Consider the following 11,949-nt stretch of genomic DNA (forward strand, 5'->3'; position numbering starts at 1 on the left):
AGCAGCAAACGGGTAGGCGTTCATCACCTAACCAATTATAAATGGGCTCCGAGTCATTGATAACGACTAATAGTAAACTAGGTTTCACGTCAATCTAAGTTAACTTAACTTAGATTGACTAGTGAATAATATGGCAAGACTCCGCGTTTAGAAAATAATTAACTATGCCCCATTGATACTGTAAAACATGCTTTAGTTGCTGCTAACGCTTGGTCCTCACTTTACCTAAACTGGTTTGAAAATAGTAAAAAATATGGATGTATTATTGATACAAAAAATTAAACAAGGACAAAAAATAGTTGATTATTACTCCTTCGTAGCTTATTTTAACCAACTATTTTTAGGCGTCTATGCGCCAGTGTTGTCGAGCTTCAATCTGTTAAGTGAAGCTAATAAGTTTGTCTGCAATTAAATAAAGGAAAAATAATGAAGAATTTATTTGGGATACTCTGTTTATTTCTAGTGTTATCAACAATAGTCTTCGCTGAAGATACAAATAAAGTTATAGTTGAAACATTAACGAAAACGAGCCTTAGTTGGGACGGTAGTGAATTATCTGCTTATCCTGAGGGGAAACCTGAGGTGACCATTTTACGCATCACAATACCTCAAGGTTCAGAGTTACCAATGCATAAACATCTGGTAATAAACGCAGGGATCTTACTGAAAGGTGAATTAACGGTAATTACTAAAGAAAATAAAACGCTACACTTAAAAGCAGGCTCCTCGATTGTAGAGGTGGTGGATAAATGGCATTACGGTAAAAATGAAGGTGAAATACCAGCTGAAATAATCGTCTTTTATGCAGGCGTAGCAGGGACACCAATAACAATAAAGTAGTCGTTTTGGTATGTGTATCAATGGGTCAGAATTATTGATACATAATTAATAGTAAACTAGTTTTAACGTTAACTTAACTTAGAGGGATTAGTGAATAATATGGCAGATTCCTCGTTTAGAAAATCATTAACTCTGACCCATTGATATGCATTGATAGCGATATCTAACATACTTGAACCGGGGGAGGTTTGGTACTATTTTTAGCTAGTTTAAAAGCTATAGTTCCAGACCAACGAGGCCAATAACAACTAGCCAAAAAGCGAAAAACAGTTTGAGTTTGGTTGCTGACAAATGTGTGACGAGTGTTTTAGCTAAAATACCGCCGATTATCGCGCCAGGGCCGGCAAATAAGACCACTTGCCAATACACCTGAAAATTAACCACAGTATAATGCCAAATACCTGTCCAGATAGTGATTGCTGAAACAATAACCGCAGCAGAGACCGCCAAGCTAATATCAAAGCGGCGAAGAATTAAATATACCGCCAGTAATTCACCCACGCCCACAGACAACCACGCTGTGATGGCTCCACCACTTAGACCAATAACTGACAAGGCTAACCAGTCAAACCATTGAATTTGGCTACGTTCGCGTTTGGGCTTAATAGCATAAACCGTTAAAATAATAGCGCAGCCTAATATTAATGAAAACCAGCTGAAGCTATGATGTAAAGATGAGGGAGATGCAATGCCAAAACCTTGAACGGCTCCAATGCCGACTATGGCGGCAATACTGGTGATCACAATAATGCGTTTAAAACCTTGCCATAAACGCAGATCCGTTTTTTCAGTTTGATAGTGATGCCACCATGTTATCGCACCCGCAGTCATCCCAAAACACTGGATAGCAAAGCTAGTAGCCACTGATTGAGTATCAGTGAAGCCTAATTCTTTGAACATGGGAATAAAAACGACACCACCACCGGCGCCCGTTGCGTTGGCAAAAATAGCGCCTATTATTCCTAATAAACTGAACAAGGCGTAATCCATTAATTCAGTTATTTTAGCTGGGGCGAGATAAAGCCAAAGCAACCAGGCGCCGAAAAATAAGTAGATAAATTTTGCATTTGATAAGCGAATAGGATTATTCATTTAGATGACCGTTGGCGAATTAAAGTCATTAAATATCACCAGCGATAAAAGTGATGGCTGGTGTGGATAAACAGCGATTAGAGGCATGACTTTTTCCTAATATATGAGCTTTGTCTAAGGTAAATTTAGTGGGACAATAAAAGGGTGTAGTCATAATGCTCACTGAAAACTGAAAACTGAAAACTGAAAACTGAAAACGCTAGTGTAGCCATTCACTATGGCTGATGGTAGGTATTTTACATAAATTAGTCACTAAAGTTCTTTCACCCAATACTTTTGTTTATCAATGAGACTATCTATCCATTATCAATGGGGTCAGAGTCATTGATAGTGAATTATGTTTAACGCTGGCTTAGTTTACATAGATTAGTAAATAATAGGCTAAGACTGACCTGATTAAGTCATTAACTCCCCCCTAATTAAGCTACTTTTTAACTAAATAACTTCAATTCAAATTAGTTAGGGCTTTTATACCCTAACTAGAGTGATGCTTTTTATATGGATTATTTTATATCAATAACCTTTGAAACGCCTCGATCGCGAGAATCTGAAGCTGGAATGAGTTGTTCTCCATCCTTCCAGATAACTTGAATATCGCCATACTCCCAGCTGTGGGGTTCAACTCGATAACCTCGTTCGGTTAATGCCTTAATCGTACTTTGAGATAGCGGAAGAGAAGGGCTCTGGGTGATTAGATCGGGTGGTAATAATTGGTGGTGGAAACGGCTTGCGCTAGCGGCTTGAAGGGGGGTCATTTTGAAATCTATGATATTAACAATGGCCTGAAATACCGATGTGAAAATGGTGGAGCCGCCAGGTGTGCCGATTACCATCACTGCTTTATCGTTTTGCAAAAGTATAGTTGGCGACATAGAAGATAACATGCGCTTGCCCGGTTGTATTTCATTAGCGGTATTTCCTACAACACCAAATACATTGGCTACACCAGGTTTAACACTAAAGTCGTCCATTTCGTTGTTTAATAAAAAACCTGCACCTTCAACAACCACGCCAGAGCCGTATGCCCAGTTAATAGTATAGGTATTTGAAACGGCGTTGCCATCAGCATCAACAATTGAGTAATGGGTAGTATTTGGTGACTCAAGGCCAGGGTTGACCGAATCTAAACTCGATATCTCATGTGGTTTCACTTCCAACGCGCGCCGTTTGATATAGGCATCACTAATTAATTCAGTCATATCAATATCAACAAATGCAGGGTCGCCAAGGTATTCAGCGCGATCAGCAAATACTCTCTTTTCCATTTCTGCTACTAAATGAACATACTGAGCGGAATTGTGGCTAACACCTTTAAATTCGTCGTTTAGATAGTCTTTCATTTTCAATAATTGGATTACGCCAAACCCACCTGAACTAGGTGGTGGAGATGACAGTATTTGATAGTCGCGCCAATTCGCTTTTAATGGCTCTCTCCAAACCGCTTTATATTCAGCAAGATCTTGGGCACTGATGATGCCACCGCTTTTCTGCATTTGCTTAACAATTAATTTCGCGGTTTCGCCGTGATAAAACTCTTTGCGGCCATTCTTTGCTATCCGTTTTAAGGTTGCCGCAAGTTCTGGTTGTTTAAATTTTTTACCTTGTTCAACACCGCCAAAATAGGTCTTAAAATTAGTCAGTCCATTAAAGCGTTGGTAATTATTTTGAATATCATCGACGAGTATTTTTGCTGGAATAAACCCTTCTTCAGCAAGTTTAATCGCGGGTTCTACTAATTTACTCCAGGGTAGTTTGCCAAAGCGTTGATGAGCTTCCCAAAAGCCTGCGACTGTGCCAGGTACGCCAGGCGCTTTAGCACCAATTAAACTCAAGTTTTGAATAACGGCTTTTTCGTCATTAAGATACATATCCCGATGGGCAGTTAAGGGCGCGGTTTCTCGGTAGTCTAAAAATAATGCTTTGCCGTCTATGTAGATCAGCATGAATCCACCACCGCCTATATTTCCTGCATCAATATAGGTGACAGCTAATGCAAAACCCGTTGCAATAGCGGCGTCGACAGCATTGCCGCCAGCGAGAAGAATGTCTTCAGCTACTTGAGCCGCATATTTATCTGGGATCGCTACTGCCGCTTGAGAAACCTTTGGGTTAATTTCACCAGTAGCATTTGCATAGTGAGAGAATGTTGAAAAAAATAAAATAAAAACAAAAGTATAAAAACGAGCGCGACTCATCATGGGTAATTCCTTGGTTGGTTACTATTTGAATAATACTAATCAATAGGGTTAAAGTCATTGATAATCTTAAATAGTTATTTTCTTCGCGATAAACTAGTGCTTCATTGATAGATTGATAATAGACCCTATTGATACTGGATAAAAATCAATTTTTTGTGTAAAGGCTATAGTTAGATATAGTTAGATATAGTCAAACATATCTTTACTGTGTCATATTTGGTGTCTTACTATTTGAAATTCTGCTAATGGAAATTGCCATGAGTTATCGTTATGTTTTAGTCAGTCTACTGTTGAGTGTTTCTTTTTGTGTTCACGCTAAGCTTGAACAGGCGCAAGTAGAGGTTTATCCAAAGAACTCTGCTGAAGTTACCCTGTTATCTGATGGCAAACGTTTGCCCGCTATTTACTACGGCGCGCATGGTAAAGGGCCTCACCCTACCATTATATTATTACATGGATATCCTGGGAATGAGAAGAATTTGGATGTCGCACAAGGCATGCGAGACGCTGGGTGGAATGTAATATTTTTCCATTATAGAGGTGCTTGGGGGGCAGAGGGTGATTTTTCATTTACTGGCTCGGAGCAAGATGTAACGGCGGTAACGAAATTCTTTCAACAACCCAAAAATGCCGAAAAGTTTAAAATAAATCCTAATAAAATATCTTATATTGGGCACAGCATGGGTGGACACATGGCGGTTGCAGGCCTATTTGATAATCCTGAAGTCGCTTGTGGTGTTGTGTACGACGGGGCAAATATTGGCGTTACATTTAAAAGTGACGATGAAAAAGTTAAAAATATGTGGGCTGCGTATGCAGATTCGTTGTTTATGCTGCGTGGGTGGTCTGGGGAGGTTGCCACTAGAGAGTTAGCCAAGAGGGGAGAGCAATTAGATTTAACCACCAGAGCTCATGAAATTGGTATTCGTCCCATACTATTTATTCCCGCAGACAGTGACGTTATCCCTATTGCAGAGATCAATGCTCTAGCTAACGCCATGCGAAAAGTTAAAGGTAATAATGTCAATTATAGGTTGATCAAAGACGATCATAGTTTTAATAATAACCGCTCAAAACTTCTTAAAGTAACAGAAGAGTTTTTAAATTCAAACTGTCGATAAATAAGTATTAATGTAAGTGTCAATGGGGTCAATCTCATTGATACTTGGCTAATAGTGAACTCGATTTAACGCTAACTTAGTTCACATGGATTAGTGAATAATATGGTAGACTTCCGCGTTTAAATTTACCTAATATTCCACCACTGTTGTTCAACGCGGCAATAATCGTCACTTATGCTTTTTTGCCGAACAGGACTATAAAGCCTACCTTGATAAACTAAATTCTTATGCTTAAAAATTTCAGGTCACAGTACATGCTTATGTGTTAATGACGAATCATGTACATTTATTCCTTACCCCCGCGACTGAAAAAGGTGTCAGTTAATTGATGCAATCATTGGGTTGTTACTATGTGCGCGATATTAATTAGTCTTATTGCCGAACAGGCATTTTGTGGGAAGGGCGCTATAAATCTACACTAGTAGATAGTGAAACTATTTTTTAGTGGTGAGCCAATATATTGAATTAAAGCCAGTAAGGGTTAATATGGTTTTAGCGGCCAGTGTCTATTTATGGTCAGGTTTTCAGCATAATGCATTAGGAAAAGCGAGTCGGCTAATCACTCCTCATTATTGTTATCAAAATTGTTATCAAATGTTAGGAATAAATAGTGAGTTGAGACAACAGGCTTATTATGCGTTATTTCACCAGCAGATATCGCCAAAAATTTTGCTTGAAATACAAGAAGCAACAAATAAAGCTTAGGTGCTAGATAGTGAACGGTTTAAAGCTTAAATAGCACAACAAACAGGTAAAAGAGCAAGTCCCTTAACTAGGGGGGCTGATAAAAATCATTTATATATCATGGAAGTAAATAAATAGTTAATGAAAGTTATTAATTCTGATCCTATTGATAGAGGATAGTGAAATACTTGTATTTTTATCTGTATAGAATTAAAGTAAATCAAAAAGATCATGAAAAATTTACTTCATACTAGTTTATTTACGATTCTATTATACGGGTTAGTTTGTCTTTTCGCATATCCGCAATTTGTGATTAGTGCTGAGACAACGCACAATCAGAAAATTAATCAAGAAAATAAAGCCTCATTTGATCTGACTAGTGTCAATGCTAGTACTAATCTGGTTAAAAAATTAGCTCACGAAAAATCAAGCCAACTAGCTGATTCTTTTATCAAGTCTCGCCAACATTATAATAATGACATTGATTTGAATCATACTACTACCTCTGACCCATTAAATTATCAACGTGCAGTTTTTAAGCAAAACTTCTCGGCTGTTCTAAGTCATTTTGAAAGCAAAGTATTTTTCGCTCTAGCCGAATTTCGGATGAATGTGGAAATGGCTAGTGCCGTATTTTTTGAAAATACAAATTTTCGTTGGGCAAATTTTCAGAGCGGGTTAAATTTATCTCTTAGTCGTTTTAAGGAATAGGCCGATTTCTACATTAGTATATATGAATTTTTGAGTATTGGACGTTTACGCGTTCACATTAGTAAATCCTTAGCTCTTGCTAAAAATAACTGTTTTTTATAAAAATACTGGAGATATACCATGAATAATAATATAAAAAGAACACTCGTGGCTACAGCTGTTTCAGTTGCCCTTACAAGCTCAGCATTTGCTGCCACAGAGATACAACACAACAGCAAGACACTACCCAGGTTTGACTACAATCTCAGTAAGTCATCACCAGCCAACGCACAGGTCAAAGACTCAAGAGGTGCAGGTTTAAGAAGTACCGCTTCTCTTTCAAGCCACAAGATAAAAACTCAAAGCCAAAAGGTGGGTTCAAAAACTGCTTACTTTGATGATACGCTGGGAGTTTCAACCTTTAGTTGGGCTAAGAACAACGACCGCTCGCCTGTTTCTGTGCTGCCTTACAGTAAAGAATACCGTAAGCTTGCCATTAGCAAATCGGCAGGTCATTTTGCCTCCGTTAATGCATTAAAACATGGCGCTACGGCCAAATCACTCGAACAAGCAGAATTGAAATCAGTCCATGACATCGGTCGTGGTGCAGTTATCGTTAAGTACCAACAACGTGTAAATGGCATTGAAGTCCTTGACCGCCAGCTAAATGTGGTGCTCAACCAACAAATGCAGTTGGTTGCCACTTCAGGTTACTTCTCAAAGAACAAAGAATCTAAACATTCACTTAGTAGCCAGTTTAGCGTTTCTGCCTCTGATGCCATCAGTAAAGCCTTTACCGATATGGGTGGCGATGCCATCATTTTAACCAAAGCGAGAGAACAAGCCGAATTTACCCGTTTTACTGCTACGGGCAGTGAAAAATTTTCATTTAGTGAGGAGCCGCGCAGTAAGAAAATTTATTATTCCGCCGGCGACAGATTCATCCCAGCCTACTACATCGAACTATTGGGATCAGCTCTCGACTCATCTGAGTTAGTTGGTTATACCTACATCATATCTGCTGAAGACGGCATTCTTTTACGCCGTAACAGCATGGTTCACAGTGAAGCCTTGCCATTTACCTATAAAGTCTTTGCTGAAGACACTGCACCTTACCGTCCATATGATTACCCAGCAGGTGACAAGTCTCCTCATCCTACTGGCATATTCGATTCACCCATCGATGAAACTCAAGCGACCATGAATTACGTCAACATCACCAACGCCGGACTGTCAACCAATGATCCATGGTTAGCTGATGATGCCACCAGCACTTCGGGCAATAACGTCGAAGCTTATGCCGATATCATTGCACCTAACGGTTACCAAGCACCAGACATCGATGCTGACGGCAACCCCACTCCAGGTGACTTGATTGCGGCAACCACCAGTGCCAATATATTTGACTATCCTTATAATATGAACGATGCCGTTGATAACGAAAACAACATGAACGCTGCCATTGTTAACTTATTCTATGTCAACAACTACATGCATGACTTGTATTATGATCATGGTTTTGATGAAGCTTCTGGTAATGCGCAGGTAGATAACTACGGCCGTGGTGGCTTGGACGGAGATCCCATCAAGGCCGAGGCACAAGACTACAGTGGTTTGAACAATGCCAATATGTCGACGCCACTGGATGGTTCATCACCGCAAATGCAAATGTATTTGTTTAAATACCAGCCAAGTAATGACACCACCATGACGATTGCCGGTATTGACAATCTCACTTACCAACTGAGCAACAGCTTAGGCGCGCAAGAATTCGCTGAATTTAGCGCCGATATTGTACGTATGACCCACGGCGTTGATGAAGCCAATGACGGCTGTGAAAGTGCAAACAATGGCGCAGAGGTTGCCGGTAAAATTGCCATGGTTGACCGTGGCGGATGTGCGTTTAAGAGAAAAGCGACCAAGGCTCAGGATGCCGGGGCAGTTGCTGTAATCGTTGTCAATAACAATGTAGACGGTCCGGATGAAGTGATTGATATGGGTGGTACTAAGTCTTCCATCACTATTCCTGCGGTTATGGTTTCTTATAACTCAGGCTTAGATATTGACGCATTATTGCTTGAAGGTTCGGTTCAAGCGACCCTTAGCTCGGTTGCATCAGAGGCGATTTACCGTGACGGCACCATGGATAACCCAATCATCGAGCATGAATGGGGTCACTATATATCCAATCGTTTGATCAGCGGTTTGCACAGCAATGAACAAGGGGGTGCCATGGGCGAGGGTTGGGGTGACTTTATTGCCTTAATGACTATGGTTCGTGAAGAAGATAATTGGCTCAGCGGTAACGATATGTGGCAAGGTATTTATCATACGGGTGCGTATGCATTGAATACTGGTTCATTCTACCATCCCTATTATTTCGGTATTCGTCGTCTGCCCTATACCACCGACATGAACTACAATGCATTGACCTTCAAACACATTAGTGATGGTGTAGCATTGCCGACACATCATCAGGTTAGCGGTGGTGGTGCCGCTATGGCTGGGCTTTTTAACGCAGAAGTTCACGCTGCCGGTGAAATTTGGGCCAACACATTATTTGAAGCCTATGTTGCCTTGCTAAACCGCAAAACGCATAGCTTTGACCAGGCCCAAAGTCGCATGATGGATTACATTGTAGCTGGTATGAAAATTACCCCGTCAGCCCCAACATTCACAGAAGCCCGTGATGCTATTTTAGCCGTTGCCATTGCCAATGACCCTGAAGATTATCAAGTAATGCGCGATGCCTTTACTAAACGTGGTATGGGGGCAAATGCAGTATCACCAGCCCGTTATGATACTGGGTGGCAAGAGGACGGTTTTACCGGCGTTGTTGAAGATTTTATTTCAATACGTAAAGAAGTAGCCTTTTCAGCGGTTGAGACTAATAATAATTACAACGGTATCAATGGTTCATTTTGTGATGCTGATAGTACTTTGGATGTTGGCGAAACAGCGTCTATTAGCGTTAGTGCTCAAAACCTCAGTACCTCTGGCATTAGTGGCTTAAGAGCGCAACTGAGTTCAGATGCTGACGTAACATTTAGTAATAATGGCGTGATTGACTTTTCCGATATGGCCCAGTGGAATGACATTGTATCAACCATGGCTGAAGTTAAGCTTAATTCTGCTGCTTTAAATGAAAGCGTTGCCATTACCGTTGAATTTATCTCTGACGATCAAACCATAAGCGTACCTGATCCTCAAGTGATCACGTTTGAGGTTAATCGTGACTTCGTCAAAGATGAGGCTAAATTGGTTGAACGCTTTGAACATATTTATGCCACGTATAATGACTGGACTATCAACAAGGTAGGACCTGAAGACTCAGGCATAGCCGACTGGTTAAATGACTGGGTTGTGGTACCACCAACTACATGGGATTACGGCACTGGCAATTATATGTGGGGACCAAACGGTGACGTAGCGACAGACGTAACCCTTACTACACCAGTGATCAACGTAGCAGCCAGTGGCGATTTTGCGATGAATTTCGAACATTATTACGAGTTCGAAGCCGATTCGTGGGATGGTGGTGTAGTAGAAATCAGCGTAGACGGTGGCGATTGGACCGATGTGGTTGATGCCGGTGGTGTTTTCGATATTGGTTATAATGGTCAAGTTCTTGAGTATAATCCGTACCTGCCAAACCGTAACGCTTTTGTTGAATATCTTACAACAGACTATGCGCCTGAAGCTATTCGCTTTGCTGATGGTCTGTTGAACGGCAAGGATGTACAGTTACGCTTCAGAATTGGTACAGACGGTGCCGTTGGCGGATGGGGTTGGAACATCGACAATGTTACATTCACCAGTGCAACTAATACCATATTTTCGGTCATGGTTGCCGACACCGCAACTTGTGTTAACCGTAACCCTATAGTGACTGTTACTGACCAAATGGTTGACGAAATTACCGACGGTAGCCAGTCTAGGGTAACCTTATCAGCGAGTACTTTAGATCACGATACTGATGAGCTAACCTACAGTTGGACACAAACCTCTGGACCTGATGTAAATTTAAGCGATGCAACAGCTGCTGAATTGACATTTCTTGTTCCTGTCATTGGCACGGATACTGACTTTGGTTTTGAGGTAGTGGTGAACGATGGCACTGTTAACATCAATGCCCACACTATTGTTCATGTTGCAGATGTCAATGTAGCGCCTGTTGTTAGTGGCGGTAAAAGCATTACGCTTGAAGAGACCGAAGCAACTAGGTTGGTAGTTTCAGCCACTGACGCAGACGGCGATGACATCAGCTACAACTGGCAAGTTAATGGTGCGGCAGTCTCAAGTAGCACTAATTTTTACCTTTATCATGCGCCACCGGTTGATGCTGATACCACAGCAGTAGTAACGGTCTCGGCAACTGATGGCGATGCTACCAGTGAGGTGGAAACATTCGACATTACGATAAAAAATAAATCAAGTGGCGGTAGTTTAGGTTTGTTATCGTTATTACTTGTTCCTTTCGCCTTTTTCCGTCGTCGGAAGTTTAATAAATAAAGGCACATTATAAGAGCAGCCTGGATGGTTGCTCTTATAGCTGAATATTATTCTATCAATGGGGTCAGAGTCATTGTTACTTGAGTCATTTATTATTTATGAAAATCATTAACTCTGATCCCATTGATTGTTGCAGTTCAAAGCGCATGCTTATGTGTTAATGACGAATCATGTACATTTATTACTTACCCCCGCGACTGAAAAAGGTGTCAGTTAATTGATGCAATCATTGGGTTGTTACTATGTGCGCGATATTAATTAGTCTTATTGCCTAACAGGCACTTTGCGGGAAGGGCGCTATAAATCTACACTCGTAGATAGTGAACACTATTTTTTAGTGTTGAGCCGATATATTGAATTAAAGCCAGGAAGGGCTAATATGGTTTTAGCGGCCAGTGTCTATTTATGGTCAAATTTCCAGCATAATGCATTAGGAAAAGCGAGTCGGCTAATCACTCCTCATTATTGTTATCAAAATTGTTATAAAAATTGTTATCAAATGTTAGGAATAAATAGTGAGTTGAGACAACAGGCTTATTATGCATTATTTCACCAGCAGATATCGCCAAAAATTTTGCTTGAAATACAAGAAGCAACAAATAAAGTTTGGGTGCTCGATAGTGAACGATTTAAAGCTCAAATAGCAAGTCCCTTAATTAGGGAAGGAGATAAAAAATCATTTATATATCATGGAAGTAAATAAATAATTAATGAAAGTCATTAACGCTGACCCCATTGATATTGTTAACTCTGACCCCATTGATATTGATAGATGGATACACAAGTCGATAACATAAAAGTAACTGATTGAT

The 11,949-nt window shown here is 40.4% G+C and carries 7 protein-coding genes; 5 read left to right on the forward strand and 2 right to left on the reverse strand.

Annotation, left to right across the window (positions count from 1 at the left end; all coding sequences use genetic code 11):
- Nucleotides 1-426 precede the first annotated feature (426 nt).
- Nucleotides 427-840: a cupin domain-containing protein gene (locus tag H4J61_RS11400; RefSeq protein WP_182185108.1), complete on the forward strand. Its 414-nt coding sequence runs from the start codon at nt 427-429 to the stop codon at nt 838-840.
- Nucleotides 841-1,056: 216 nt separating this feature from the next.
- Here the strand turns inward: H4J61_RS11400 and H4J61_RS11405 are convergent, their stop codons facing one another.
- Nucleotides 1,057-1,932 carry a sulfite exporter TauE/SafE family protein gene (locus H4J61_RS11405; RefSeq protein ID WP_182185109.1) on the reverse strand — a complete coding sequence of 292 codons (876 nt, stop codon included), beginning with the start codon at nt 1,930-1,932 and terminating at the stop codon, nt 1,057-1,059.
- Nucleotides 1,933-2,435: 503 nt separating this feature from the next.
- Nucleotides 2,436-4,130, reverse strand: coding sequence for a gamma-glutamyltransferase (ggt, locus tag H4J61_RS11410; protein ID WP_259363265.1), 1,695 nt, complete (start codon nt 4,128-4,130; stop codon nt 2,436-2,438).
- A 257-nt stretch (nt 4,131-4,387) separates the two neighbouring features.
- Here ggt and H4J61_RS11415 point away from each other — a divergent pair, with 257 nt between their 5' ends.
- The 4 genes from H4J61_RS11415 (at nt 4,388) to H4J61_RS11430 (ending at nt 11,840) form a co-directional block, all read left to right on the forward strand.
- Nucleotides 4,388-5,251, forward strand: coding sequence for a S9 family peptidase (locus H4J61_RS11415; RefSeq protein WP_182185110.1), 864 nt, complete (start codon nt 4,388-4,390; stop codon nt 5,249-5,251).
- 915 nt (nt 5,252-6,166) lie between these two features.
- Nucleotides 6,167-6,646, forward strand: a complete 480-nt coding sequence (locus tag H4J61_RS11420; RefSeq protein WP_182185111.1) for a hypothetical protein — start codon at nt 6,167-6,169, stop codon at nt 6,644-6,646.
- A 120-nt stretch (nt 6,647-6,766) separates the two neighbouring features.
- Nucleotides 6,767-11,137, forward strand: a complete 4,371-nt coding sequence (locus H4J61_RS11425; protein WP_182185112.1) for a M36 family metallopeptidase — start codon at nt 6,767-6,769, stop codon at nt 11,135-11,137.
- Between the two features lie 379 nt (nt 11,138-11,516).
- Complete coding sequence (locus H4J61_RS11430; RefSeq protein WP_182185113.1) at nt 11,517-11,840, forward strand: hypothetical protein; 324 nt, start codon at nt 11,517-11,519, stop codon at nt 11,838-11,840.
- The last annotated feature ends 109 nt before the right edge of the window (nt 11,841-11,949 follow it).

It is taken from the genome of Colwellia sp. MB3u-4 (assembly GCF_014077065.1).
Taxonomy (GTDB): Bacteria; Pseudomonadota; Gammaproteobacteria; order Enterobacterales; family Alteromonadaceae; genus Cognaticolwellia.

Bases quoted from the DNA above. Each gene is read 5' to 3' on its own strand.
- H4J61_RS11400 (WP_182185108.1), top strand. From the start codon at position 427: ATGAAGAATTTATTTGGGATACTCTGTTTATTTCTAGTGTTATCAACA.
- H4J61_RS11405 (WP_182185109.1), bottom strand. From the start codon at position 1,932: ATGAATAATCCTATTCGCTTATCAAATGCAAAATTTATCTACTTATTT.
- ggt (WP_259363265.1), bottom strand. From the start codon at position 4,130: ATGATGAGTCGCGCTCGTTTTTATACTTTTGTTTTTATTTTATTTTTT.
- H4J61_RS11415 (WP_182185110.1), top strand. From the start codon at position 4,388: ATGAGTTATCGTTATGTTTTAGTCAGTCTACTGTTGAGTGTTTCTTTT.
- H4J61_RS11420 (WP_182185111.1), top strand. From the start codon at position 6,167: ATGAAAAATTTACTTCATACTAGTTTATTTACGATTCTATTATACGGG.
- H4J61_RS11425 (WP_182185112.1), top strand. From the start codon at position 6,767: ATGAATAATAATATAAAAAGAACACTCGTGGCTACAGCTGTTTCAGTT.
- H4J61_RS11430 (WP_182185113.1), top strand. From the start codon at position 11,517: ATGGTTTTAGCGGCCAGTGTCTATTTATGGTCAAATTTCCAGCATAAT.